Origin of the sequence: Brachybacterium halotolerans subsp. kimchii (genome assembly GCF_020792675.1) — a bacterium.
In the GTDB taxonomy this organism is placed as follows: Bacteria; Actinomycetota; Actinomycetes; order Actinomycetales; family Dermabacteraceae; genus Brachybacterium; species Brachybacterium halotolerans.
On record NZ_CP086254.1, the window covers coordinates 2,475,601 to 2,501,035 of the forward strand.

The window sequence follows — 25,435 nt, forward strand, 5'->3', positions numbered from 1 at the left end:
CCGGGGCGAGAGCGGATCAGGCGGGCGGGCTGCCGTGGACCGCTCCCGGGCCGCCGAGCGTCGCGCCTGGGCGGACGGGGCACTCCAGGAGGACGCGGAGGGCCTCCGGAGGCGGCTCCTCATCGCCCAGGAGCGAGGTGAGCAGCGCGAGCGCACGTCGTCCCAGCTCGATCCGCGGAGGATCCAGGCAGGTCAGCGGCGACTCCGCCGCGTCCCGCTGCCGAGGAGCGCTCAGTGCGACCACGCTGAGGTCCTCGGGGATGCGGATCCCCCGACGGCCGGCGGACTCCAACAGCCTCTCGGCGAGCGGAGCGTCCTCGACGATGACGAGACTGGGCTGCGAGCGGTCGATCGCGTCCCAGGCAGCCCCCTCGTCGTCGGGCCGCGCGACGACCTCCTCGAGGTCGACTCCCGTGTCCGCACAGGCGGCGAGGACACCGGCGCGCCTGTCCGCCACCGATTCCCCGGGCGCGCCCCGGTGCAGGGAGAGCACTCGCGTGTGGCCCATCCCGAGGGCCCTGCTCACGAGATCGCGCGCGGCGCTCACGTAGTCGATGCCGACGTAGGGGATGCGCGGGCTGTCGCGCCGCCCCACGGCCACGACCCGGAACGCCTCGTCGACCAGGCGATCCAGCTCCGCCGAGTCCATCTCCACGCCCAGCAGGAGCACGCCGTCGGCGAGCCGCAGGCGACTGCGGCCGCTGAACAGCCGCCTCCTGCCCTCGGTCACGGGCGCACTGGTGAAGACGAGCAGATCGCAGCCCATGCGCTCGGCCTCCGCCTCGATGCCCGTCAGCAGCGGCGCATAGAAGTCCTGGGCCTCGCGGGGGAAGGCGGGCTCGTACGTGAACACCCCCACGATCTGGCTGTCCACCCCGGCGAGCCGGCGCGCGGACGGGTCCGCGACGTAGTGGGTCTCCTGGAGCAGTCGCAGCACGCGCTGCCGCGTCGCATCCGGGATCCGTGCCGGCCCGTCGCGCCGCTCGTTCAGCACCATCGAGACGGTCGCCTGGCTGACGCCGGCGAGCTCGGCGATCTGCCGCTGCGTGACCCGGCTCGATCCCGTGCGGCCCATCCAGCCACCACCCGCTTCCGTTCGACGTCGAGAGGAATTCCATCATGCCCATCGAACCCATGAGCCCCGGAGAGATCCCCGCGAGCCCCACCCTCCACCCCGTCGGCCGTCGGCGGGCCCTCGCCGTCGGCGCCGCCGGGCTAGGCGCCCTGGCGACTCCCTTCGCACCGGCACCCGATGCCCACGCCGAGGGCGAGGAGCGCGGTGGGCATCACTTCCCGCGGTTCGTCTATCGAGGAGTGATCACCGAGGACCTCGACTACGACCCCACGGGCGAGGTCATCTTCCCCAGTGTCGTGCACGCCGGCAGGTACGTGCGCCATCCGCTGGGGGAATGGCACCTGTACTACGCGCCCCACGACGACCCGGGCGGCATCTGCCTGATGTACGCGGACTCGCTGGACGGGCCGTGGACCGAGTACGAGAACAACCCGATGATCGAGAACGAGTGGGGAGACCACTACAGCGCCCCGCACGTCTCCAGCCCGCACGTGGTCTGGAACTCCCGGGAGCGGCGGCTCTTCTGCTACTTCCACGGGCCCAACACCGTCACCCGCTTCGCGACCTCCCACGACGGAGTGCACTGGGAGTACGGGGGAGAGGCTGTCACCGCCGAGATGCTGGGCGCCGACTACAAGGAGACCTCGTATGCGAGGGTCTTCGCGCACCCGGACCGTCGTGGCCCCTACGCCTACGGGATGTTCTTCATGGCCAGCCGAAAGGTCGAGGACGTGCGTCGGATCCGATCGGCTCGCTCGATCGACGGCCGTCGATGGGAGGTGCTCCCGGAGCCCCTCGTGGTCCCGGGGGAGCTCGATGGCGGGAACGTCTCCGGCGGGAACCTCTGGCAATGGCGCGGGCAGAACTACGTCATCTACCACTCGTCGACGGGCATCGCCTTCGCCCGCACCGTGGACCGCACCCTGCAGCGAGCAGGCGAGCCCCGGGTGCTGCATGAGGCCAGCGGCATCGGGGAGGACGTGGGGCGGGTCGCCGCTCCGGTGATCATCACCCACCGCGGGCGCTCGTACCTGTTCTACGAGAAGGGTGCGCGGCTCGAAGGGAGGATCGCCTGCGCCGTCGCGCGGCGGTGAGATGGCCGCTCGAGAGGGTGCACCGGTGGCCGTCGTCCGCTCATTCCGGTGCCGGACCCGTCGAGCCCCGCCACAGGATCTCGTTGAGCGGGGCCTCGTCCTCGGGGGGATCCTCGTGGCGCAGCGCGGCGGTGAGCCTGCGCATGAGATTCCTCCCGAGCTGGCGGTGATCGGTGTCGACGGTGGTCAGCGCGGGGCGCATGTTCGCCCCGAGCACATGGTTGTCCCACCCGGTGACGCTGATGTCCGCGGGAACGGACCAGCCCCTCTCGGCGGCTGCCTCGAGCACACCGGCGGCGGTGGGGTCGCAGGCGGTGACGATCGCGGTTGGCCGCTCCCGGCCGTCGAGGGCGGCGATCGCCTCACGCCCCGCCTCGGCAGTCCACGCCCCTTCGTGGACGCGCGCCGGGCCCAGGCCGAGCCTCTCGACGGTCTCGACGAAGACCCGCCGCCGCTCCCGTGCCGAGAAGAATCGCAGCTCACCGGTGATGTGGAGGAACCGGCGGTGACCGAGGTCCGCCAGGTGCTCGATGATCTTTGCGATGGGGGTGGCATCGGCCAGCTCGCCGATGGAGCGGCTGCCCTCGTCGTAGTCGTCGGCGACCACCAGAGCTGCCCGGGGCGGGTAGGTGCCCTGCGACGCCGGGGGAAGGGGCACGAGGGCGAGCACCCCGTCGACCTCGCCCGAATCCGCGATGTCACGGACGCGGTCGGCACGCTCCTGCGGGTCGCCGCTCTCGCTGACCACCTGCACGGCGTACCCCTGCTCGTTGGCGGCGAGGACGGCTCCGCCCAGCGCCATCGCGAGGCCCTGGTGGATCATCGGGGGGAGCACCACGGCCACGCGCTGGTTGCGCTGCGTGCGCATGGAGCGAGCCGCCAGGTTGGGGCGGTAGCCGAGCTCGCGGACCGATGCCGCGACACGCGCCCGCGTCTCGGGGCGCATGCGCGGGTCCCCGTTGATGAATCGCGACACCGTCTGGTGGGAGACCCCGGCGCGCGCCGCGACCTGCCAGATGGTCGCCCTGCCCGTCAGCCCCGACATCACAATCCTCTTCTCCCGATCCCGGCGTCGCGTCCCCGCTCGGGTCCTCTCCTCGTATGCGCGTCGCACCCGCTCTTCGGCCGTGCGGCGCCCCGGTCGACCGTGACCACGGCCTTTGCACCTGCATCTTCCCGCGTGCCGACGGCGCACGCGAGTCGGGCCCCGCCCGTGGACGACGTGGCAACCGGCGGCAAGCGCATTGCCCCCTTGTCAGGCGATACCGCACCCTCTAACGTGGGAATCAAGTGATCGATCACTCGGACGGAGTCGTCCCCCTGATCCTCACGCCCGGTCTCCCGGATCCCCCACGCCGAGACCTGCTCATCCCCTTGCCCCATGGCGAGAGCCCCAGCCGTTCGGTAACCGCTTTCTCGCCCGTCAGATCCCATTCCCGCTCACCGACCACGGACGGTGGACGGCCTGCAGAAGGGAGGGCCCTCGTGACCCTCGATCAGACGTCAAGCACCCAGAACCTGAGCCCTCCGCCCGCGAACCGGACGGCCGGGTCGACCGGTCCCGATGAGGCGCCCGCCGCGTCCCGTGGCTCGGGCCGACGCCTCCGCCGTCGCCGACTGCCCTGGTACAAGCGCATGTGGCGCGACCGCACCGTGCTGCTGCTCGCGCTCCCGGGCATCGCCGTCATCGTCACGTTCCACTACCTGGCGCTCGGCGGGAACGTCATCGCCTTCCAGGACTATCAGCCGTACCTCGGCATCGGGAAGAGCCTGTGGGTGGGCTTCGAGAACTTCTCGATCCTGTTCAACGGGGACCCGGAGTTCCTCAACGCGCTGAAGAACACCCTGATCATCACCCTGCTCCAGACGGTGTTCGTGTTCCCGGCCCCGATCCTGCTGGCCCTGACCCTGCACAGCCTCGTGTCGAACAAGATCCGCCAGGCCGTGCAGTCCGTCCTCTACCTCCCGCACTTCCTCTCGTGGGTGATCGTGGTGGCGCTGTTCCAGCAGATGCTGGGCGGAGCAGGACTGCTCAACAACTTCCTCCAGGACCATGGCTGGAAGGCGCTGGACATCGTCGGCAACGCCGACGTCTTCTACGCGCTCCTCACCTCGCAGGTCATCTGGAAGGACACCGGCTGGGCGACCATCCTGTTCCTCGCCGTGCTCGCCGGCATCGACAAGTCCCTCTACGAGGCCGCCTCGGTGGACGGTGCCTCGCGCTGGCGTCAGACCTGGCACGTGACCCTGCCGGGCATGCGGCCGATCATCATCATGCTGTTCATCCTCAAGCTCGGCGACTCGCTCTCCGTCGGATTCGAGCAGCTGATCCTCCAGCAGGACGCCGTGGGCACCGGCGTCGCCCAGGTCCTGGACACGTACGTCTACAACAACGGCGTCGTCGGCGGGTACTGGGGAGTCGCGGCGGCCGTCGGCCTGGTCAAGGGGATCGTCGGCCTGATCCTCGTGCTCGGTGCCAACAAGATCGCGCACATGTTCGGCGAGGAAGGCGTGTACAAGGCATGAGCACCGCACAGAGCACCCGTCCCACGGCGGCACCCGCACCGGAGGCCCCGAAGCGCAGGCGTCGTCGCCGCATGATCGACGGCATCCCGACGCCCGGGCCGGTCGAGTCGATCATCAAGGGCATCGTCCTCCTGATCTGCTGCGCGGCGGTGGTCGTCCCCTTCATCGGGGTCGTCTCCACGTCGATCGCCACCCCCGAGCAGGTCACCGACGCGGGCGGCTTCGTGCTGCTCCCCAAGGGGCTCGACTTCGACTCGTACCGACTGATCTTCGCGGGCGGCGTGGTCACCCGCGCCCTCGGGGTCTCGATCTTCGTGACCGTGGTGGGCACGGCGATCAGCCTCGCCCTCACCGCATCCCTCGGCTGGGCGCTCAGCCGCCGGGGCACCTTCGGCAACCGCCCCCTGCTGCTGATCGTGCTCATCAGCCTGCTGTTCGGGCCCGGCATCATCCCCGGGTACCTGGTCGTGCAGCAGCTGGGGCTGCTCGACACGCTCTGGGCGCTCATCATCCCCACCTGCGTCTCCGCCTTCAACGTGGTGGTCGTGCGCTCCTTCTTCGTGCAGCTGCCCCAGGAGATCCTCGACTCCGCGAAGGTGGACGGCGCCGGCGAGCTGCAGCTGTTCCTGCGGATCGGACTGCCGCTGTCCAAGGCCGTGTTCGCCGTGGTCGGCCTGTTCTACGCCGTCGGCTACTGGAACTCGTTCTTCAACGCCCTGCTGTACCTCAACGACAACAGCAAGTGGCCGCTGCAGATGGTCCTGCGCACCTACGTGGTGCAGGGGACCCAGCTCGGCAGCCAGGACATCGGCATCGACGGCGCCTCGCTGCCGCCGCAGATCTCCCTGCAGATGGCGATCCTCGTGGTCTCCGTGCTGCCGGTGCTGATCGTCTACCCCTTCCTCCAGCGCCACTTCGCCAAGGGCATGCTCACCGGCGCGGTCAAGGGATGAGCCCCGCAGCGGCCGACCCCGCACTCACCTGAGGTCTCCCGACCAGTCCCGACCAGTCCGCACACTCGATGAGGAGTCAGACCATGGACAGCACCCCGAACAACCCCACCGCATCCGCCGCGCGGAGCCTCTCCCGCCGCGCCTTCGGCGTCGGCGCACTCGGAGCGGGCGCCCTCGGCGCTCTCACCGTCACCGGATGCAGCAACGAGGGCCGCGGCAGCGCGGCCGTCGGCGACAACTCGGACGCCGTGTTCCCGAGTCACATCCCCTACAAGGGCATCGAATTCGACCTGCCCGGCGAGGACGGGGTCAGCGACGCCATGCTGACCTATCCGGAGAAGCCCAAGAAGGTCACCGAGGGCACGCCCGGCGACGGGAAGGACTTCGGGGTCTTCGCCCTCACGAACAACCCCGCCCCGCCGGCGATGGACAAGAACAAGTACTGGCAGGAGCTCAACAAGCGCCTGGGCTGCACGATGAAGGTGACCGTGGTCCCGACGGGGGACTTCGCCGATCGGTTCCAGACGACGCTGGCCGGCGACAAGCTGCCGGAGATCTTCACCTTCTTCCCGGGCGATGTGCCGAGCCTTCCCGCGATGCTCTCCGCGAAGGCCGCGGACCTCACCGACCTGCTGTCCGGCGACGCCGTCAAGAAGTACCCGTTCCTGGCGAACATCTCCACCGAGACCTGGCAGGCCTGCGTCTACGGCGGGAAGATCTACGGCATCCCGATCCCCCGCGGAGGCATGCAGTCCATCGTCATGTACACGCGGAAGGACTTCCTCGCGGACAAGGGCGTGGAGGTGACCTCCGATTCCCTGGAGGACTTCACCGACGCGTGCCGGGAGCTCACCGGCGGCAAGCAGTGGGCTCTCGGCGGCGCACCCACCCAGTTCGTGCGCGAGATGTTCGAGATCCCCAACGGCTGGTCCGAGGCCGACGGCAAGCTGACCAGTGCGAACGAGCACGAACGGCAGGAGGACGCGCTCGAGGCCGTGCGCGCGATGGTCAAGGACGGACTGCTCCATCCGGACGCGTTCACGGCGGACGGGCCGAAGCAGAAGACCTGGGTCATCAACGGCACCACTCCGCTGCTGCAGGGGACGCTCACCGCCTGGGCCGACTTCCAGAACTACCCCCTGCCCGACGGGTTCCGCCTGAACGTGCTGCAGCCGCCCAAGGCCGACGGCGGGGGAACGGCACCGATCTGGCACGGTCCGACCTCGCAGAACATCACCTCGATCAGCAAGAAGGCCGAGGGCCGGGCCGAGGCTCTGCTGGACGTCCTCAACTACTTCGCGGCCCCGTTCGGCAGCGAGGAGTACACCTTCAAGATGTTCGGCATCGAAGGGGTGGACCACGAGCTCAAGGGCACCGACCCCGTGCTGACGGAGAAGGGCCGCAACGAGACCCAGTTGGCCCTGCGGTACGTCGGCCAGGGGCCATGGGTGAACTTCACCCCCGGCGCGCCCGAGGTGACCAAGGACCAGCACGCGGCGGAGGCCGCCTCGATCCCGAACGCCGTGAAGAACCCGACGACGGGCCTCTACTCCGAGACGCAGTCGCGCAAGGGCAAGCAGATCGGCAGCGCCCTGGGCGACATCGAGAGCGACATCATCCAGGGACGCAAGCCCGTGAGCGCGTGGGCCGATGCCGTGGCGACCTGGAAGAAGAACGGCGGGGACGCCATGAAGGACGAGTACGAGAAGGCCCTCGCCGAAGCGGCCGACGGATGAGTCCGGTCGAGCCCGACTGGGGCGCGGTGCGCTCGCGAGTGCGCGAGCGGACCTGGGCGGGAGAGATCCTCTCGCGGGTGCGGGAGGACTTCGCGCGGTGGGACGCGGCCCTGCGGATCCCCGGCCCGTCCGAGCGCACGGAGTGGACCCACCACTACTTCTGCGACGACGGCACTCGGCTGGAGTTCGACCCGTCGTCGCCGACGGTGCACCGCTGCCCGACGTGCGGCTCCGTGCGTCGAGGGGAACCCTACGACGGCGCCTGGCGCACGACGATGCACAACCTGGTGGCGTCGCACGCCCAGCGCGCAGCACTGCTCATCCGCCTCGAGGACGACAGTGCTGCGCAGGCAGCCGGGGTGGAAGCGCTCGAGCGGATCATCGCCCACTACGCGACGACCTACACCGAGCACCCTCTGCACGGGGACAAGGTCGGTCAGGGACGGGTGATGCCCCAGAACCTCGATGAAGCCATCTGGGCGATCGCACTCCTGCGGGCCGTGCGGTGGGCCGAGCCCGAGCTCCCCGTCCGCGTCACCGCTCACGCCGAGCAGCTCGCGTCGGCCGTGGTGCGGGTGCTCGAGCCGCAGTTGGCGATGGTGCACAACATCCACTGCTGGATCCTCGCCGCGCTCGCGGAGTGCTCCGCGCGCACGGGGGACGCCGCGCTGCGCGAGAGGGTCCACCATGGTCCCTTCGGTATCGCAGCCCAGATCCGGGAGGGTTTCCGTGCTGAAGGGATCTGGTACGAGACCAGCCTCTTCTATCACTACTACGCGCTGTCGGCCCTGCTCTCCTACCGTGAGGCCACCGGACCGGACGGGCTCTCGGACGCAGAGGATTCTGCTCTGCGTCGGGCTATCACGGCCCCCGCCCACCTCGCCTACTCCGACGGGCTCCTGCCCGCCTACGGGGACTGCTGGCCCCGACTGCGGATGGGCGATGTCTCGGGGATCGAAGCAGCCGCCGATGCCATCCTCCTCCCGGCCCCGGCCGCGGCCCCGGCCGCGGCCCTGGCCTCGGTTCCTCCGGGCGATGGGGAGATCCGGGCCGGCTCGTCCATGGATGACCGCGCGCGACCCGTCGAGCTCTGGATCGGTGCACAGTGGGACGGCGGGACCGGGTCGCGCCCCCTCACGGGGCCGCACAGCGTCGCGGAACTCGTGTTCGGCCGTCGTCGGCCCGCCTCGGGGTTTCCGGGGCCGGGAGTTCCAGGCGGCCCGGGCGCCCGCCCGACGGAGCCGAGCGACGAGGCCGCCCTCCGATGGTCCGACGATGCCGAACGCTCATCGTTCCTGTGGGCGGACGCGGGCATCGCTGTGCTGCGCTCCGAGCGCGCCCGGCTCACCCTCCGGTTCGGCCCGGACGCCGGGATGCACGACCACCACGACAAGCTCGCCGTCGATGCGGAGACCGCCGGCGGTTGGCGCAGCCTCGACCTGGGATCGGGCGGATACACCTCCGCCATGACGCGGTGGACCCGCTCGGCCGCGGCGCACAGCATCGGCATCGTCCACGACGAGGCCCAGCCCGCCCTCGACGGAGTCCTCGACAGCTGGTCGCCGGAGCACGTGAGCGCGCGCATCGTCTGGAGGGAGCGTTCGATCCACCGCACCCTCCGTCTCACTCCCGAGGGCTGGACCGACAGCATGCGGATGACCGCCGATGCCCCCGGGCCGCTGCTCTGGCTCCTCCACGGGGACGGCGAGGTGCTGGGCGACGCGCACGCGGTCGATGCGCGAGAGCTCGGCTCCCCACCGGGAGCCGAGTTCCTGAAGGACGTGCGCCGACTCCGCATCGGACCGCAGGACACCCTGGACGTCAGCTTCTCCGCTCCCGGAGCCCCTCGCGTGCGCGTGCCCATGCCGCCGGGTGCGCGCGCCTATGCCGCCGGCGCACCGGGGAACCCGACGGGAGGGTCGCTCGGGATCCTCGCCATCCGGATGGAGGAGTCCACGCAGATGGACATCGAAGCGCACGTCCGGGTCGATCCTGTGCCGCGCGCTCCCGCGATCCGACGCACCCATGGACAAGGAGTCCCTCGATGAGCATCACCGCACCACAGGAACCGGTTCCCACGATCAGCCGGCGCGCGCTGGGCGGCACGAGCGCCGTCCTCGCCGGCACCCTCGCACTCGCCGGCTGCAGCAACGAGGGCCGGGGCGGAGCCGAGGTCGGCGACAACGCGGACGTCGCCCTCCCCACGCACATCCCGTTCCAGGGCGTGCAGCCGGACCTGCCGGGGAAGGACGGCAGTGCCGACGCCTTCCTGCGCTACCCCGAGAAGCCCGAGAAGGTCACCGACGGCACCCCTGGGGACGGGAAGGACTTCGGCATCTTCGCCATGACCAACAGTCCCGCTCCACCGGCCATGGGCGAGAACGCGTACTGGCAGGAGATGAACGACCGGCTCGGCTGCACGATGAAGGTCTCCGTCGTCCCCACGAACGACTTCGCCGATCGCTTCCAGACGGCGGTCGCCGGGGACCAGCTCCCCGAGATCTTCGCGTACTTCCCGACCGACGTGCCCAGCCTGCCGTCGATGCTCGCCGAGCGCGCCGCGGACCTCACGAGCCTGCTCTCCGGCGACGCCGTGAAGGACTTCCCCTTCCTCGCCAACATCCCGACCGAGAGCTGGCGGTCCTGCGTCTACGGCGGAAAGATCTATGCCGTGCCGATCCCGCGCGGCGGCAGGCAGTCCTCGGTGCTCTACGCACGCACGGATCTCCTCGAGAAGAAGGGGCTGGACCCGGCCATCGGCTCGCTCGAGGACCTCACCTCGCTGTGCCGCGAGCTCACGGGCGGCAAGCAGTGGGCCATCGGAAGCGCACCGACCCAGTTCGTCCGCGAGATGTTCGAGATCGCGAACGGGTGGCAGGAGTCCGGAGGCGGCCTCACGAGCGCCTTCGAGGACGAGCGCCAGCAGGATGCTCTCGAGGCGGTCCGTTCGATGGTGTCGGACGGCCTGCTGCACCCCGATGCCTTCTCGGTCGACGACGCCAAGCGCAAGACATGGACCGCCAACGGCACCACGCCCCTGATGTGGGGCACCTTCACCGCCTGGCCCTACTTCTTCGAGAACCCGGGGATGGATCCCGGACTCTGGCTGGAGACGGTGCAGCCCCCGCGCGCAGAGGGAGGCGGGAGCGCTGCGATCTGGCACGGAGCCCCGTTCCAGAACATCACGTCCATCAGCAAGAAGGCCGAGGACCGGGCGGGCGCTCTGCTCGAGGTCATCGACTACTTCGCCGCGCCGTTCGGGAGCGAGGAGTACACGTTCAAGAAATACGGGATCGAGGGCGTGGATCACGACCTGAAGGGCACCGACCCCGTGCGCACGCAGAAGGGCCTGAGCGAGACCGCGATGGCGCTCGAGTACGTGGGCAACGCTCCGCTCGCCATCTACTCGCCCGGGGACGAGAAGGTCACGCGAACCCAGTACCAGGCGGAGGCGGATGCAGTCCCCACCGCGATCGTGAACCCCGTGACCGGCCTCTACTCGCAGACCCAGAGCCGCAGGGGCAATCAGATCGGTGAGAAGCTCACCGACGTCGAGAACGACATCATCCAGGGCCGCACACCCGTGAGCGCGTGGGCCGATGCCGTGGCGACCTGGAGGAAGAACGGCGGGGACGCCATGAAGGACGAGTACGAGAAGGCCCTCGCCGAAGCCGCCGAAGGATGATCCCGTGAGACCGAACATCATCTATCTGAACTCCCACGACACGGGACGCTGGATCAGCCCGTACGGGTACGCCGCGCCCACCCCGCGGATGCAGCGATTCGCCGAGCAGGGAATCGTCTTCCGGCACGCGTTCTCCGCGTCGCCGACGTGCTCCCCGAGCCGGGCGGCGCTGCTCACCGGGCGCTGGCCGCACGAGGTCGGGATGCTGGGTCTCAGCCATCGGGGCTTCTCCCTCACCGACCCCACGGAGCACCTGAGCCACGTCCTGGGAAGATCGGGATACCGCACGGCCCTCGCGGGGGTGCAGCACGTCTCCGAGGACCCGGCGCTCCTCGGATTCGACGAGATCCTGCCGGTCGACAGCCACTCGGCCGTCGACGTGGGGCCGGTCGCGGCCCAATTCGTGTCGGGTGAGCACGAGGAGCCGTTCTACCTCGAGATCGGCTTCATCGAGACCCACCGGCGCTACCCGGAGCCGGGACCGCAGGACGACGCCCGCTATCTGCGGGCGCCGGCGCACCTGCCGGACTCGCCGGAGACCCGCGAGGACATGGCGGGATATTCGGCGAGCGTGCGGCGTCTCGACGACGCGGTGGGCGCGGTGCTGGATGCGGTCGATCGCGCCGGGATCGCCGATCACACGCTCGTCGTGTGCACGACGGACCACGGCCCGGCGTTCCCGGGGATGAAATGCACGCTCACCGACGGCGGCCTCGGAGTCATGCTGATGATGCGCGGACCGGGCATCCGCCCCGGCACCGTGAGCGACGCGCTGGTCAGCCAGCTGGATCTGTTCCCCACCCTCTGCGAGTTCGCGGAGGTGCCCGCCCGCGAGGGGCTGCGCGGCACGTCGCTGGCGCCCGTTCTCGAGGACGAGGAGGCCACGCTGCACGACGCCGTCCATGCCGAGCTCACCTACCACGTGGACTACGAGCCGCAGCGTTCCGTGCGCACCGAGCGCTTCGCATACGTCCGCGCGTTCCGAGCGCTCGACCACAGGATCCTCGAGCACACCGATGCGGGACCCAGCAAGGACTACCTCGTGGATCGGGGATGGGGCGATCTGGCGCCGGAGACGGAGATGCTCTTCGATCTCCAGCTCGACCCGGCTGAAACCCGCAATCTCGTCGACGACCCCGCCTACGGGGACGTCCTGGTCGAGATGAGAGCACGCCTGGAGAGCTGGATGCGCGAGACCGACGACCCCCTCGTGCGCGGGCCGATCCCTCCGCCTCCCGGAGCGAACGTCATCGGAGGCCCGCCCCGCGCTGGGTGACGGGGAAGCAGGGTGCTCTGCATCGCGGTGGACGGCAGCGCCGGTGACCGGCGCGCGCGGCCGAGCACACAGGATCTCCCCAGGGGTGACGCGATTCCTTCCCCCGACCTGCGTCGTTCCCACGCCCGCGGTACGGAGGCTCTTCGTAGCCTTCCCGCATGGGGGACGACATCCGTGAACAGCGCGCCCGGTCCGACGCTCGCTCGCGCACCTTCACCCCGCTCGAGCAGCGGATCGATGCCTGGGCGCACCGGCGCACGCGCGCGCTCGTCGAGAACGCCGGTCCGTGGCGGCTGCGCGCCCTCGAGCTCGTGGTCTTCACGCTCAAGCAGGCGTGGGCGTGCGTGTTCGGCGCCTCGATGCTCGCCCTGCTCGTGCTCGCGCGGCTGCTGTACCCCGAGGGCGCGCCGCTCGCGCGGGCGGACGCCCTGATGATCGCCGCGCTCGCGCTGCAGGTCCTCATGCTCGCGGTGCGCCTGGAGACCCTGCGCGAGATGGGCACGATCGTGCTCTTCCACGTCGTGGGCACGGCGATGGAGGTGTTCAAGACTCACGTCGGCTCGTGGGAGTACGAGGGCGAGGGCCTGCTGCGCATCGGCGCTGTCCCGCTGTACACGGGGTTCATGTACGCCGCCGTCGGCTCGTACATGGTGCGCGTGATGCGGCTGTTCGACCTGCGGTTCACGCGCTACCCGCCGCGATGGGCGACGGCGGTGCTCGCGACGGCGATCTACGCGAACTTCTTCACCCACCATTTCCTGCCCGATGTCCGCTGGGTGCTGCTGGTGCTGGTGGGGCTGCTGTTCGGCCGGTGCATGATGAGCTTCCGCAACCACCGCGGCGGCGCCTGGCGTCGCATGCCGGTGCTCGCGGCCTTCGCCGGCACCGCGTTCTTCCTGTGGGTCGCGGAGAACGTCGGGACCGCCGCCGGCGCCTGGATCTACCCGCACCAGCAGGCGGGGTGGGAGCCGGTGCCGCTGACGAAGATGGTGGCCTGGCTGCTGCTGATGATGATCTCGGTGGTGCTGGTGACGCTCGTGCACCCGCCGCAGCGTCCCGACTCCCGTGCACGGGGGCGAGCACGCCCCGAGCCCGCGTCCGTGCCTGTGCCCGTGCCCGTACCCGCGGAAGCGACCCTCAGCGCTGATCGGCGACCGGCGCAGGTCCCGCCGCCTGCAGGAACTGGGTGACGGCGATCTCCGTCAGGCCCTCGAGCTGCGCGGCCGGCACGAAGCCTCCGTTGATCATCGTGGCGATGCCGTGCAGGGATGCGAAGAGCACGGTCGCGCTCCCCGTCAGATCCTCACAGGTCAGGGTATTCTCTCGCTGTCCCTGCTCGATCAGGTCGGAGAGCAGTGAGAACGGCGCCTCGGCGGCCTCGAGGATGACCTCACCTCCCGGCCGATGCTTGCTCGTGTACATGAGGTCGAGCAGAGAGGCGTTCTCGGTGGCGAAGCGCGTGTAGGTCGAGGCGACCGCGCGCATGCGCGAGGACGAGTCCGCCGCCGCGTCGTCGACCGCGGCGCGCAGTCTCTCGTCCAGGCGGGCGAAGCCCGAGATCGCGAGCGCGTCCAGCAGGGCCTGGCGATCCGCGAAGTGCCGGCGGGGCGCCGCGTGGCTGACGCCGATCTCGCGTGCGAGATCACGCAGGGCGATGGCGTCGGCACCGTGCTCGGCGAGCCTGCGCTCGGCCGCCTCGAGCAGTGCCGTGCGGAGGTTCCCGTGGTGGTACGGACGGGCGTCGGCGGAGGGGGTCACCGTCCCAGCATAGGTCGATCTAGCCATTGACTACTATGTTGTCGGTGTCTACGGTGTTGCCCATGACTACATTCACGAGTTCCAGCGTGCCCGACCAGAGCGGCCGCACCATCGTCGTCACCGGCGCGAACAGTGGGATCGGCAGGGCGGCCGCACGGGTGCTGGCCTCCCGCGGCGCCCATGTCATCCTCGCCGTGCGCTCGGTCGAGAAGGGGCAGAGCGCTGCGTCGACGATGGCGGGCGACGTGGAGGTGCGTCGGCTGGATCTCGCCGATCTCGACTCCGTGCGCGAGTTCGCTCAGGCCGCCCCGGAGTCCATCGACGTCCTGATCAACAACGCGGGGGTGATGGTGCCTCCGTTCTCCCGCACCGCCCAGGGCTTCGAGCTGCAGATGGGCACCAACCACTTCGGGCACTTCGCCCTCACCAACCTGCTGCTCGACCGGATCCGGGACCGCGTGGTGACGGTGTCATCGGTGGGCCACCGCATGGGGCGCATCGATTTCGACGACCTGGAATGGACGCGTCGCCGCTACCGCCCGATGGCGGCGTACGGGCAGTCCAAGCTCGCGAACCTGCTGTTCACCGCGGAGCTGCAGCGTCGACTGAGCGCCGCCGGATCCCCCGTGATCGCCGTCGCGGCGCACCCCGGCGTGTCGTCGACGAACCTGATGCGCAGCAGCGGAGCCCACCCGAGGGGCGAGAGGCTCCGGAGCGCTGCCTTCCGCATGCTCCTGCAGAGCGAGGACGCGGGGGCCCTGCCCTCGCTCTACGCCGCGGTGAGCGACATTCCGGGGAACAGCTATGCAGGTCCCGGCCGTCTCATGGAGAGCAGGGGCGCACCGGTGCTCGTGGGACGTTCGCGCCGGGCGCGGGACCCCGAGGTGGCGCGCCGACTCTGGGTCGCCTCGGAGCAGCTCACCGGGGTCCGCTTCCCGTCACTTCCGTGACGTGGACGCCGGCGTCAGGGCCCGGACGCCGACGAGCGGACGCTCACTCCAGAGGATTCTCCTGCGGGGGCAGCGCCTCGATGAGCGGGTGGTCCCTGTCGATGACACCGGTCTTCGCGGCACCGCCGGGGGCGCCGAGCTCGTCGAAGAACTCGACGTTGGCGTTGTAGTAGTCGGCCCACTCGTCGGGCAGATCGTCCTCGTAGAAGATGGCCTCGACGGGGCAGACGGGCTCGCAGGCGCCGCAGTCCACGCACTCGTCGGGCTGGATGTACAGCGACCGATTCCCTTCGTAGATGCAGTCCACGGGGCATTCGTCCACGCAGGCGCGATCCTTCACGTCCACGCAGGGCAGGGCGATCACATAGGTCACGCTCGCGGCTCCTTCCTCGCTCGCTCCTCGCTCGTCGCGGGCGATCCCGCGTCCCTCGACGGTAGAACCTCACGCGCGCTTGAGGTCAATCCGCGGTGATAGCGTCGGCCGCCCCTGCTCAGGAGAGGCGCCCGCATGACCTCGTACGACGTGACCGAGAACGACACCGCACAGGCGCTCGGGAGCGGGGACGTCCCCGTGCTCGCGACGCCCCGGCTGCTCGCCTGGATGGAGGCCGAGACCGTCCGCGCGGCCTCCGCGCACCTCGATGAGGGACGCACGAGCGTGGGCACGGCCGTGCGGATCGTGCACGCGGCGCCGACGCCCGTGGGCGGAACGGTCGAGATCACGGCCGAGGGGCCCGCCGATCCGGCGCAGCGCACCTGGACCTTCACCGTCCGGGCGACCGATGCCCGAGGCCGGATCGTGGGCGAAGGCGAGATCGACCGCGCCCCCGTCGACCGCGAGCGCTTCCTGGAGCGCCTCGCCCGGTGACGCACCGGGTCTGACGCCGCGCGCCCAGTCCCGTGCCCTGAGCCCCCGGCCCTTGACCTCACGTGCACTTGAGGTCCTACGGTCGAAGACGTCCTATCAGCCGGAGGAGAGGAATCCACCATGGCGGAGTACACGCTTCCCGATCTCGACTATGACTACGCGGCGCTGGAGCCCCATATCTCGGGCCGGATCATGGAGCTGCACCATGACAAGCACCATGCGACGTACGTGAAGGGCGCGAACACGGCGCTGGAGAAGCTGGCGGCGGCGCGCGAGGCGAACGATTTCGGTGCGATCAACCAGCTGTCCAAGGACCTGGCGTTCAACCTGGGTGGTCACACGAACCACTCGATCTTCTGGAAGAACCTCTCCCCGGAGGGTGGGGACAAGCCCACCGGTGAGCTGGCGAGCGCGATCGATGAGTACTTCGGGTCGTTCGATGCGTTCCAGGCGCAGTTCACGGCGGCGGCCCTGGGGATCCAGGGGTCGGGCTGGGCGATCCTGGCGTATGAGCCGATCGCGGGGAACCTGGTGATCGAGCAGTTCTACGATCAGCAGAACGGGATCCCGGTCGCGACGGTGCCGCTGTTCCAGCTGGACATGTGGGAGCACGCGTTCTACCTGGATTACCAGAACGTGAAGGCTGATTATGTGAAGGCGATCTGGAACATCGTGAACTGGGCGGATGTCCAGGCGCGGTTCGAGAACGCGCGCAGCACGAAGGGCCTGGTCAACCCCGGCGCCTGAGCGCCACGACCCACCTGACCCGCTCACCCCCGCGGAGCACCGCTGAGGCTCCGCGTGTGATCGGTCGACGGCCGGTCCCTCCATGCGAGGGGCCGGCCGTCTCGTCATCCCTCGTCCAGAGCCCGCAGGTACCGGCGCGTGATGCGCTCCTGGACGATCAGCGCGAGCGGGGCTCCGGCCCTGACCAGAGGGGAGCCGGGGCGCGAGTACCCCGAGATCCTCAGCCGCAGGGCGCCGTCGGCCGCGCGAAGGACCTCGAAGCGCTCGATCCCGGCCTCCGGATGCCCAGGGAGCGTGCCGTAGGTGAGGCCGCGGCGGCCGGGCTCCTCGAAGACCTCGAGGACGCGGCACGGTGCGCGGACACCGAGCGGCCCGACGCCGAGGTGCAGCTCGATGACGTCGCCGGGATGCACGACGCCCTCCCGATCGGGGCCGGGGTCGACGGCGACCTCGAGGCCTGCACGCGTGTGCATCCGCCACCCGAGCAGATCCCGGCCGGCGCCGTCCAGATCGCGCCGGGCCAGCGGCGCAGTGTGCTCGATCCTGCGGAAGCCGGGCGGGACCAGGTCCGGTGCTGCGGCATCCCAGGGCGCCGTGACCTCGGCGTTCCGCAGCTGCGCCGCCCGGTGGGGTGCCAGCGTGACCACTCCGCGCCTGCGGGGTTGTCGGCTCATGCCGCCGGTTCGTCGGGCAGCGGGGCGTCCGGGAACGGGTAGTCGACGAAGGCGAAGGCCGAGCCGTCGGGCGCCCAGCTGGGGACGTTGATCGTGCCCTGGCCGCCGTCGAGGGCGAGCAGCGTCGTCGGCCTCGTCCAGTCGTCGACCTCGACCATCCGCAGCTCGACGGGGCGGTCCGCGGGGTGCCCGACCGTGCCGGGTGGGAAGCTCAGGTAGACGGCGACGTCGCCGGTGGGGGCGATGTGCGGGAACCAGTTCACGCGCTCGTCGAAGGTCAGCTGCTCGATGCCGGTGCCGTCGGGCCGCACCCGGGCGAGCTGCGCGTGGCCCGGCGTCGTCGAGAACTGCTCGGTGTTCAACAGGATCCAGGAGCCGTCGGGCGTCCATTCGCAGCCGTCGGCCGGACCGGGATCGGTGGTGACGCTCCGGTCGTCGGAGCCGTCGGCGCGGATCGTGTGGATCAGGGCCCGGGACCAGGCGTCCTCACCGCTGAGCTCGATGCGCACGTAGCCGAGCAGGGACCCGTCGGGGCTCACGCCGTGCAGGAAGTGCCAGACGCCGTCCTCGCTGGTCACGCGATGTATCGGGGAGCCGTCGAAGGGGACGTGCCAGATGTGGTGGTCGCTCGCGGAGGCGAAGACACCGGTGCCGTCCGGGGCGAGCACGTGGTCGTTGTTGACGGGCGGCAGGCCGGGCGCGTCGAGCCGCTGAGGGTCCTGTGAGCCGTCGGACGGGAGGGTCCACAGAGCGCCCTCGGCGTTCACGAGCAGCAGACCGTCGTCCCGCCAGTTCGGCGCCTCGAAGAGGCGATCGGCCGAGACGTGGACCGTGCGGATCTCCCCGCTGCCCCGCTCCCACACCCGGATCCGGGAGACCTGACCCGCGGCGAGCGTGCGCCACGGGACGTTCGACGGGGCGGGCGACGGCACCACCGACGAGGTGGGTGGCGTGCTCATCTTCGGGCTCCTTCGCGACGGCGGACGACGGCCTCCTCGCACCCCGCGGCACCCGATGGGAGGACCGGTCGCGGGCACAGGACCGTGGTGCTCAGGCTATCCGCGCGCGCACGGCATGTCCCGGGCCGTCCGCCCCCTCGCGCCGTTGTCGGCCCGTCCCCGCGTCGCCTCGAGGAGCAGGCGATGGAAGCGGTCCTCCCCGGTGACCTCCGGGTGGAAGGCGAGGCCGATGCGGTCGCCCTGGCGCACGCCCACCACCCGGCCGTCGGGCAGGGAGGCGAGCACCTCGACATCGGCGTTCCTCCCCGCGGTGCCCCCTCCGACCTGCTCGACGAGCGGAGCGCGGATGAAGGCGCTGCGCACGGGCGGCCCATCGAACGCGGGCGTGACAAGGGCGGTCTCGAAGGAGTCGGTCTGGGTGCCGAAGGCGTTGCGGCGCACCAGCACGTCGAGGCCGCCGAGCGTCTCCTGGCCCGGTGCGGCATCGAGGATCCGGTCGGCGAGCAGGATGAGACCCGCGCAGGTGCCGAGCACCGGGAGGCCGTCGCGGATGCGCTCGCGCAGCGGGTCGCGCAGGCCCGTGAGCCGGGAGAGGCGGTCGATGACGCTGGACTCGCCGCCCGGCAGCACGAGCGCGTCCAGACCCTCGAGATCCGCCGGCCGGCGCACGCGCACCACGTGGGCGCCCAGGCCCCGCAGCACGGCCTCGTGCTCGCGCACGTCGCCCTGCAGGGCGAGGACCCCGACACGCACCTCGGCGTGGTCGCTCTCCCCGTGAGCTCCGTCGGCCGCCTCGGGGCTCACCAGCCGCGCTCGGCCAGGCGGTGGGGCGCGGGGAGGTCCGCGACGCTGATGCCGACCATGGCCTTGCCGAGCCCGCGCGAGACGTCGGCGACCACGGAGGGATCGTCGTGGAAGGTCGTCGCCTGCACGATCGCCGCGGCGCGCTTCGCGGGGTCGCCGGAGGTGAAGATGCCCGAGCCGACGAAGACGCCGTCGGCCCCGAGCTGCATCATCATCGCGGCGTCGGCCGGGGTGGCGATGCCGCCGGCGGTGAAGAGGACGACGGGCAGGGTCCCGGTCGCCGCGACCTCTGCGACCAGCGGATACGGGGCCTGCAGCTCCTTCGCGCCGACATAGAGCTCCTCCTCGGGCAGGGAGGACAGGCGGCGGATCTCGGCCCGGATCGTGCGGATGTGACGGGTCGCCTCGGAGACGTCGCCGGTGCCGGCCTCGCCCTTGGAGCGGATCATCGCGGCGCCCTCGGCGATGCGCCGCAGGGCCTCGCCGAGGTTCGTCGCCCCGCACACGAACGGCACGGTGAAGTCCTGCTTGGCGATGTGGTGGGCGTGATCGGCGGGAGAGAGGACCTCGGACTCGTCCACGTAGTCCACGCCCAGCTCCTGGAGGATCTGCGCCTCGACGAAGTGGCCGATGCGGGCCTTCGCCATCACGGGGATCGTCACGGCCTGCTGGATCTGCTCGATGAGCTGCGGGTCGCTCATGCGCGCGACGCCTCCCTGCGCGCGGATGTCGGCGGGCACGCGCTCGAGGGCCATCACCGCGACGGCGCCCGCGTCCTGCGCGATCTTCGCCTGCTCGGCGTCGACGACGTCCATGATCACGCCGCCCTTGAGCATCTCGGCGAGGCCGCGCTTGACGCGGACGGTGCCCGCGGCGGGCTCCTGCACGGAGTCGGCGCTGGTGGCAGGGGCGGTGGATGCGGGTGCGCTCATGGCGACTCCTCGGGGTGCATCGGTGCGAGCGTGGATGGGTGCGGCGGGTGGTGGTGCCAGGTGGTGGTGCCGAGTGCTGGTGCGCGGCGGTCGTGCAAGGTCCTGGATGCCGGTGACGAGTGGTGGCGCACACGCCGCATGAACTATGACCTAGGCCAAAACGTAGCACGGCCCGGGTCATTCATCGAGGGTCGTTCGGCCGACGGTCCGCCCCTAGACTGCGGAGCGTGGACGACGGCGAGCAGCAGACGGTGAACGCGCAGGACAGCGCCCCCACCACCGCGTCGACCGCCGCGTCGACCGTTGCGTCGAGCGCCGCGTCGACCGCCGGCATCACCGGATCCACCGCCCTCGAGATCGCCGACAGCGTGCGCGGGCTCGTCGAGCGCGGGGTGCTGGGCGCCGGCGATCCGCTCCCGCCGGTCCGCGCCCTGGCCGAGCAGCGGGGGGTCAACCGCAACACCGCCGTGGCCGCCTATCGCCGGCTCTCCCGCGCGGGCATCGTGGTCGCCCAGGGTCGCGCCGGCACCCGCATCGCCGGGCGTGCCCGCATCCCCCAGGAGGGCGCGGCCCCGGCGGGCCCCCTGCGCGATGTCGCGAGCGGCAATCCCGCCCCGCGCTTCATCCCCGATCCCTCCCGGGCGCTGCGCGCCGTCACCGGCCGACCGGTGCTGTACGGCGAGCCCGTGGTCGACGCCGACCTCGAGGCGTGGGCGCGTCAGTGGATGGAGCCGGACGTTCCCTCCACCGGGCACATCACGGTCACCGGCGGCGCCGTCGATGCGATCGAGCGTCTGCTCGCCCAGGTCCTCGAGCGCGGCGACGCCGTGGGCCTCGAGGACCCCTGTTTCCTCGCGAGCATCCAGACCGTGCGCCTGGGCGGCTACCGGCCCGTGGGGATCCCCGTCGACGACGAGGGCATGACCGTCGAGGGCCTGAGGGCCGCGCTCGAGGCGGGGGTCCGGGCGATCGTCTGCACCCCGCGCGCCCAGAACCCCACCGGGGCCTCGCTCAGCGCGCGCCGCGCCGAGCAGCTGCGCACGGTGCTGGCCGACCACCCGTTCGTGCTGGTCATCGAGGACGACTACTACTCGATGCTCGCCCGCGGCCCGTTCCGCTCCATCGTCGGCCCCGGGCACGAGCGCTGGGCCCTGGTCCGCTCGGTCTCGAAGTTCCTGGGACCCGATCTGTGCCTCGCCCTGGTCGCCTCCGACGAGCGCACCGCCGCGCGCCTCGCCCTGCGCCTGAGCCCCGGCACCACTTGGGTCAGTCACCTCCTGCAGCGCATCGCCCACGCCCTCCTCTCCGACGAGGACTCCCGCGCCCTCATCGACCGCGCCGCCGAGCACTACGCCGAGCGCGGCACCCGGATGCGCGAGCTGCTGCGCACGCGCGGGCTGGAGGTCCCCGCGCAGGACGGCATGAGCCTGTGGGTGGGCTGCGGGGTCGACGCACGCGTCGTCTCCGAGCGCCTGATGCGCCGCGGCTGGCTCGTGCGCAACGGCGGAGAATTCGACCTCGGGGCCGACGACGGGCCCACGGCCCGGCGCGACGGAGCGTCGGCCGACGAGCACCTGCGGATCACCGTGCACGACCTCGACGATGAGGAGGCGCAGGCGTTCGCGGACGATCTGGTCGCCTCCGTCGACGAGGTGCGCGGAGGGGTCTGACCTGGACTTCCGTCCGCGTCAGGTCGGCTGCGAGGGCCGTGTCAGGTGCGGGGACCGTCCCCGGTTCGCTCGGCCTCGGCGATCGTGGCTTCGCGCAGCAGATGCAGACGGGCCTCGTGATCGGCCTCGTGGCGTGAGCGGGCGATCGTGCGCGCTGCCGCTGCATCCCGGTCGCCGATGGCCCGCAGCATCTCGGTGCGCGAGGCCAGGGACTCCTCCCAGCGTCCCGGCACCTCGAGCAGTGCGCTCGCTCCCGGTGCCAGGTGGACCGCCAGGGCCTCGAGCAGCTCGCTGAGCACCGGGTTCTGCGCGGCGGTCCACAGCGCCCGATGAGCGGCCAGATCGCGGCGTGCGAGCTCGGCGGGGTCGTAGTCCTCGAGCGCGCGGTCCCGGTCCAGGAGGGCCTCGAGCCGCAGCACGTCCTGGACCGTGCGATGCACGGCGGCGTCGCCGGCGATCTGCTCCTCGAGCGGGATGCGCGCGTCGTGCGCCTGCAGGAGCGCCTGCGGATCCACCCCTCGCACCTCCAGCCCGCGCGCCGCGCGCACGGCCAGCCCTGCCTGCTCGAGCCGCGACAGAGCATCGCGAACAGGCGTGCGGGAAACCTCGAAACGGCTGGCCAGAGCCGTTTCCCGCAGGGGAGTGCCAGGGGCGAGCTCGCCCTCGAGGATCTCGCTGCGCAGCGTCGTGAAGACGCTCTCGCGGTCGTTCCGGGCGGCCATGTCGGTGCCTCTCGTGCGTGGATGAGGACGGGTCGTGCGGGGGTGCGGATCTGGCAGAGGCGCACTGCTTCGGGAAGTGTATCCCAAGACTGCTAGGAGCGGGGCACCTGGATCGAGCAGTGAGCACTGCAAGCCGGTGGATTTCAAGAGAGAACACTGGGATACACAGTTGCAATCCACGCGCGCAGGCGGCGTGTGGATGTCGTGGCGGCTCAAGCTCGGATCCTCTCCGTCCCCGCCTCGGCCTCGTACGATGAGCCCACGTCACTGCAGGCAGGAGCCCGGTCGGGGGCACGCCGCCTCGAGAGGAGCTCGCGATGGACCTGGTCACGACGCTGCACGTGGAGCTCCCCGGGTGGCTCGTCGCCCGCCTCGAGGAGCTGCCGCCCCTGCTCCCCACCGTCGAGGAGCAGATGGACGTGGCCGACGAGCTGGCCGACCTCACCTGGCGCTCGGGCGACGGCGGCCCGTTCGCCGCGCTGGTGGTCGAGGAGGACGGGGCCCTGGTCTCCGTGGGCGTGAACCTCGTGCCCCGCACCGGGCTCAGCGCTCTGCACGCGGAGGTCACCGCGCTCTCCCTCGCCCAGCAGCGGACAGGCAGCTGGGATCTCGGTGCGGGCGGCGCGCGTCGCCGGCTCGTCGTCAACGCTCGCCCCTGCGTCCAGTGCTTCGGCGCGGTGCTGTGGAGCGGGGTGCGCTCACTCGTGATCGGGGCCGACGGTCCCGAGGTCGAGGAGGCCACCGGATTCGACGAGGGCCCGATGGTCGCCGACTGGGTCGAGCAGCTCTCCGCGCGCGGGATCGACGTCACCACCGGTGTGCGCCATGCGCAGTCGCTGCAGGTGCTGCGCGACTTCGGAGCCTCGGGCTCCCTCGTCTACAACGCGCGCGGGGAGTGAAGAAGGCGCGTCAACGGATCTGACGCCGAGGCCCACCCGACGACGGTCACGACCGGCCGCCGACGGATCTTCCCGGTGACCGCACCGCCCGTCTGCGGCCACGCATCTCTCGGTCTCCTGGCGCCCCTGCGCGCTGTGACGCACCCGTCCTTGCAACCGGGGAAGCGAGCGCGCACACTATAGATGAATCTTCAACAACACACGTCGACCCTCGGAGGGGCGGCCATGAGGCCGAAGCCGGCGACGAAGGAGAGAGCCATGACCGCGACCGCGTCCGTGACCGATGAACTGCACCTGAACCCTGAGACCGGGATGGACGCCGTGACGCTGCGCGTGGGCGATCTCGAGAACATGGCCTCCTACTACGCCAGCGCGCTCGCGCTCGAGCCGATGGAGGAGCGCACTCGCGGCACCGAGGTGCACCGGGTGCTCGGCCGCGGCCAGGTGCCGATGATCCGCCTCATCGGCACGCCCGGCCTGCCCGCCGTCGACCCGCGCGCCGCGGGCCTGTTCCACACCGCGTTCCTGTTCGAGGACCAGGCATCCCTCGCGGCGACCGTCGCCCGCGCCGCCTCCGATCCGCGCAGCCGGTACGTGGGCTCGGCCGACCACCTGGTCTCCGAGGCCTTCTACTTCACCGACCCCGAGGGCAACGGGATCGAGCTCTACATCGACCGTCCGCGCGACCAGTGGACGTGGCGCGACGGCGAGGTGCAGATGGACTCGCTGTTCCTCGAGCCGAACGCGTACCTCACCGCGCACCTGGACCAGGACGTCGTCGCCGCCGGCCCCTCGCGTGCGGGCAAGGTCGGACACGTGCACCTGCAGGTCGGGGACGTGCCCACCGCCCGCCGCTTCTACATCGACTCGCTCGGCTTCGAGACCACCGTGGGCAACCACCCCGGCGCCCTCTTCGCCTCCGCCGGCGGCTACCACCACCACGTCGCGATGAACGTGTGGAACAGCGCCGGCGCCGGGCCGCGCGCCGCGACCCTGGGCCTCGGCGACGTCGCGATCACCGTGCCCGGGCGCGAGGACCTCGACGCGCTCGTGGCCCGCCTGCGCCGCGCGGGCATCCAGTACGCCGACGAGTCCCATCGCGTCGTCGTCCACGACCCCTGGGGCACGCAGGTCAGCCTCGCGGTTCCCGGCACCAGCGCCGAGGAGCTTCTCCGCCGCTGAGCCGAAGGCCGACGGGCCCCGGCGGGCTCCGGCGGGTCCCGGGACCGGTCAGGCGCTTGCCACCCGGGGGGGCCGGTCAGGCACTCGTCACCAGGGCAGGATGCCGTAGCCGCCGTCGCCGTCGCCCTCCGTGGTCCACAGGTGCCCCCAGAGCACGCCGCTCGGGCCGTCCTCGGGCAGGGTCGCGAGGTGCACGCTGGGCTCGGCGCCCTGCGCGACCGGGCGGATCCCGCGGTGCTGGGTGAAGTCGGTGTCGGTGAAGCCGGGGTTCGCGGCGTTGACCTTGATCGGGGTGTCCCGCAGCTCCTTGGCGTACTGGACGGTCATCATGTTCACCGCCGCCTTCGAGCTCGGGTACTGGATCGAGGCGGGTGTCCCGCTGACGGGCGAGCTCGGGTTCACGGTCGCGTCCATCGAGCCGATCTCGCTGGAGACGTTCACGATGCGCGCCGCGGGCGCCCTGCGCAGAAGCGGCAGGAACGCATTGGTCACGCGCACCACCCCGAACACGTTGATCTCGAAGACCGAGCGCATGTCCTGGATCGAGGTATCGCTCGGTGCCGCACGGTGCCCGCCGACGCTGGGCACGCCTGCGTTGTTGACCAGGGCGTCGAGGTGGTCGTAGCGGGCGGAGACCCACTGCTCGGCCGCGCGCACCGAGTTCTCGTCGGTCACGTCGAGGCGGACGGTGTGGGCGTCGATGCCCTCGTCGCGCAGGCTCACCTCGGCGGTGCGCCCGCGCTCCTCGTCGCGCGCGCCGAGCAGCACGGTGAAGCCGAGGCGCCCCAGCTGCCGGGCCGTCTCGAAGCCGATGCCCTTGTTGGCGCCCGTGATGAGGGCGATGCGGGCGGTGGCGGTGGCAGGGGCGGTGGTCTCGTCGCTCATGCTCGCGAGGCTACGCCGACGGGGACAGCGCCAGCTGGAA

24 protein-coding genes are annotated in these 25,435 nt (G+C 71.0%); 14 read left to right on the forward strand and 10 right to left on the reverse strand.

The annotated features are described in order from the left end of the window. Nucleotides 1-16: 16 nt before the first annotated feature. A complete protein-coding gene (locus Bra3105_RS11145; RefSeq protein ID WP_228356758.1) occupies nucleotides 17-1,075 on the reverse strand; it encodes a LacI family DNA-binding transcriptional regulator in 1,059 nt (352 codons plus the stop codon). 44 nt (nucleotides 1,076-1,119) lie between these two features. Here Bra3105_RS11145 and Bra3105_RS11150 point away from each other — a divergent pair, with 44 nt between their 5' ends. After that, on the forward strand, nucleotides 1,120-2,169 hold the full coding sequence (locus Bra3105_RS11150) for a glycoside hydrolase family protein (RefSeq protein WP_228356759.1): 1,050 nt from the start codon (nucleotides 1,120-1,122) through the stop codon (nucleotides 2,167-2,169). 40 nt (nucleotides 2,170-2,209) lie between these two features. On the opposite strand, the gene Bra3105_RS11155 is transcribed toward Bra3105_RS11150, so the two are convergent. Beyond that, on the reverse strand, nucleotides 2,210-3,214 hold the full coding sequence (locus Bra3105_RS11155; protein ID WP_228356760.1) for a LacI family DNA-binding transcriptional regulator: 1,005 nt from the start codon (nucleotides 3,212-3,214) through the stop codon (nucleotides 2,210-2,212). 440 nt (nucleotides 3,215-3,654) lie between these two features. Between Bra3105_RS11155 and Bra3105_RS11160 the strand changes: the two genes are divergently transcribed. The 7 genes from Bra3105_RS11160 to Bra3105_RS11190 all read left to right on the forward strand — a co-directional run bounded on the left by Bra3105_RS11160 (nucleotide 3,655) and on the right by Bra3105_RS11190 (nucleotide 13,535). Beyond that, entirely contained in the window at nucleotides 3,655-4,695 is a 1,041-nt protein-coding gene (locus Bra3105_RS11160; protein ID WP_228356761.1) for an ABC transporter permease, read from the forward strand. Further along, complete coding sequence (locus Bra3105_RS11165) at nucleotides 4,692-5,648, forward strand: carbohydrate ABC transporter permease (protein ID WP_228356762.1); 957 nt, start codon at nucleotides 4,692-4,694, stop codon at nucleotides 5,646-5,648. The genes Bra3105_RS11160 and Bra3105_RS11165 overlap by 4 nt, the downstream gene beginning before the upstream one ends. A gap of 83 nt (nucleotides 5,649-5,731) precedes the next feature. After that, nucleotides 5,732-7,384, forward strand: coding sequence for an extracellular solute-binding protein (locus Bra3105_RS11170; RefSeq protein WP_228356763.1), 1,653 nt, complete (start codon nucleotides 5,732-5,734; stop codon nucleotides 7,382-7,384). Then, nucleotides 7,381-9,432, forward strand: a complete 2,052-nt coding sequence (locus Bra3105_RS11175) for a heparinase II/III family protein (RefSeq protein ID WP_228356764.1) — start codon at nucleotides 7,381-7,383, stop codon at nucleotides 9,430-9,432. The genes Bra3105_RS11170 and Bra3105_RS11175 overlap by 4 nt, the downstream gene beginning before the upstream one ends. Continuing rightward, the gene (locus Bra3105_RS11180; RefSeq protein WP_228356765.1) at nucleotides 9,429-11,069 is read left to right on the forward strand and encodes a type 2 periplasmic-binding domain-containing protein; all 1,641 of its coding nucleotides are present in this window, start codon (nucleotides 9,429-9,431) and stop codon (nucleotides 11,067-11,069) included. The genes Bra3105_RS11175 and Bra3105_RS11180 overlap by 4 nt, the downstream gene beginning before the upstream one ends. Nucleotides 11,070-11,073: 4 nt before the next feature. Continuing rightward, complete coding sequence (locus tag Bra3105_RS11185; RefSeq protein WP_228356766.1) at nucleotides 11,074-12,345, forward strand: sulfatase family protein; 1,272 nt, start codon at nucleotides 11,074-11,076, stop codon at nucleotides 12,343-12,345. Between the two features lie 158 nt (nucleotides 12,346-12,503). Then, a complete protein-coding gene (locus Bra3105_RS11190; protein ID WP_228356767.1) occupies nucleotides 12,504-13,535 on the forward strand; it encodes a DUF817 domain-containing protein in 1,032 nt (343 codons plus the stop codon). Here the strand turns inward: Bra3105_RS11190 and Bra3105_RS11195 are convergent. Beyond that, nucleotides 13,483-14,103 (reverse strand): TetR/AcrR family transcriptional regulator, encoded by a 621-nt coding sequence (locus Bra3105_RS11195; RefSeq protein WP_228356768.1) that lies wholly within the window; start codon nucleotides 14,101-14,103, stop codon nucleotides 13,483-13,485. The two genes, Bra3105_RS11190 and Bra3105_RS11195, sit on opposite strands and share 53 nt — an antisense overlap. Before the next feature lie 62 nt (nucleotides 14,104-14,165). Between Bra3105_RS11195 and Bra3105_RS11200 the strand changes: the two genes are divergently transcribed. Further along, nucleotides 14,166-15,053 carry an oxidoreductase gene (locus Bra3105_RS11200; RefSeq protein ID WP_228356769.1) on the forward strand — a complete coding sequence of 296 codons (888 nt, stop codon included), beginning with the start codon at nucleotides 14,166-14,168 and terminating at the stop codon, nucleotides 15,051-15,053. A gap of 43 nt (nucleotides 15,054-15,096) precedes the next feature. Here Bra3105_RS11200 and fdxA read toward each other — a convergent pair whose 3' ends face one another. After that, complete coding sequence (gene fdxA / locus Bra3105_RS11205) at nucleotides 15,097-15,426, reverse strand: ferredoxin (RefSeq protein ID WP_228356770.1); 330 nt, start codon at nucleotides 15,424-15,426, stop codon at nucleotides 15,097-15,099. A 135-nt stretch (nucleotides 15,427-15,561) separates the two neighbouring features. Between fdxA and Bra3105_RS11210 the strand changes: the two genes are divergently transcribed. After that, complete coding sequence (locus Bra3105_RS11210; RefSeq protein WP_228356771.1) at nucleotides 15,562-15,921, forward strand: thioesterase family protein; 360 nt, start codon at nucleotides 15,562-15,564, stop codon at nucleotides 15,919-15,921. A 120-nt stretch (nucleotides 15,922-16,041) separates the two neighbouring features. Continuing rightward, nucleotides 16,042-16,668 (forward strand): superoxide dismutase, encoded by a 627-nt coding sequence (locus Bra3105_RS11215; RefSeq protein ID WP_228356772.1) that lies wholly within the window; start codon nucleotides 16,042-16,044, stop codon nucleotides 16,666-16,668. A 104-nt stretch (nucleotides 16,669-16,772) separates the two neighbouring features. Here the strand turns inward: Bra3105_RS11215 and Bra3105_RS11220 are convergent, their stop codons facing one another. From Bra3105_RS11220 to pdxS, 4 genes are all read right to left on the reverse strand, one after another. Further along, nucleotides 16,773-17,342 (reverse strand): DUF1990 domain-containing protein, encoded by a 570-nt coding sequence (locus tag Bra3105_RS11220; protein ID WP_228356773.1) that lies wholly within the window; start codon nucleotides 17,340-17,342, stop codon nucleotides 16,773-16,775. Continuing rightward, nucleotides 17,339-18,301, reverse strand: coding sequence for a TolB family protein (locus Bra3105_RS11225; protein WP_228356774.1), 963 nt, complete (start codon nucleotides 18,299-18,301; stop codon nucleotides 17,339-17,341). Before Bra3105_RS11225 ends, Bra3105_RS11220 begins: the two co-directional genes overlap by 4 nt. Before the next feature lie 96 nt (nucleotides 18,302-18,397). Next, complete coding sequence (gene pdxT, locus Bra3105_RS11230) at nucleotides 18,398-19,105, reverse strand: pyridoxal 5'-phosphate synthase glutaminase subunit PdxT (protein ID WP_228356775.1); 708 nt, start codon at nucleotides 19,103-19,105, stop codon at nucleotides 18,398-18,400. Continuing rightward, nucleotides 19,102-20,037, reverse strand: coding sequence for a pyridoxal 5'-phosphate synthase lyase subunit PdxS (gene pdxS / locus Bra3105_RS11235; protein ID WP_228356776.1), 936 nt, complete (start codon nucleotides 20,035-20,037; stop codon nucleotides 19,102-19,104). The genes pdxT and pdxS overlap by 4 nt, the downstream gene beginning before the upstream one ends. A 332-nt stretch (nucleotides 20,038-20,369) precedes the next feature. Here pdxS and Bra3105_RS11240 point away from each other — a divergent pair, with 332 nt between their 5' ends. Further along, nucleotides 20,370-21,707 (forward strand): aminotransferase class I/II-fold pyridoxal phosphate-dependent enzyme, encoded by a 1,338-nt coding sequence (locus Bra3105_RS11240; RefSeq protein WP_228359651.1) that lies wholly within the window; start codon nucleotides 20,370-20,372, stop codon nucleotides 21,705-21,707. Between the two features lie 41 nt (nucleotides 21,708-21,748). Here the strand turns inward: Bra3105_RS11240 and Bra3105_RS11245 are convergent, their stop codons facing one another. Beyond that, nucleotides 21,749-22,429 (reverse strand): GntR family transcriptional regulator, encoded by a 681-nt coding sequence (locus tag Bra3105_RS11245; protein WP_228356777.1) that lies wholly within the window; start codon nucleotides 22,427-22,429, stop codon nucleotides 21,749-21,751. A 317-nt stretch (nucleotides 22,430-22,746) separates the two neighbouring features. Here Bra3105_RS11245 and Bra3105_RS11250 point away from each other — a divergent pair, with 317 nt between their 5' ends. After that, nucleotides 22,747-23,328: a nucleoside deaminase gene (locus tag Bra3105_RS11250; protein WP_228356778.1), complete on the forward strand. Its 582-nt coding sequence runs from the start codon at nucleotides 22,747-22,749 to the stop codon at nucleotides 23,326-23,328. Nucleotides 23,329-23,586: 258 nt separating this feature from the next. Beyond that, nucleotides 23,587-24,510 (forward strand): VOC family protein, encoded by a 924-nt coding sequence (locus Bra3105_RS11255; protein WP_228356779.1) that lies wholly within the window; start codon nucleotides 23,587-23,589, stop codon nucleotides 24,508-24,510. Between the two features lie 87 nt (nucleotides 24,511-24,597). Here the strand turns inward: Bra3105_RS11255 and Bra3105_RS11260 are convergent, their stop codons facing one another. Beyond that, a complete protein-coding gene (locus Bra3105_RS11260; RefSeq protein ID WP_228356780.1) occupies nucleotides 24,598-25,395 on the reverse strand; it encodes an SDR family oxidoreductase in 798 nt (265 codons plus the stop codon). Nucleotides 25,396-25,435: the final 40 nt, after the last annotated feature.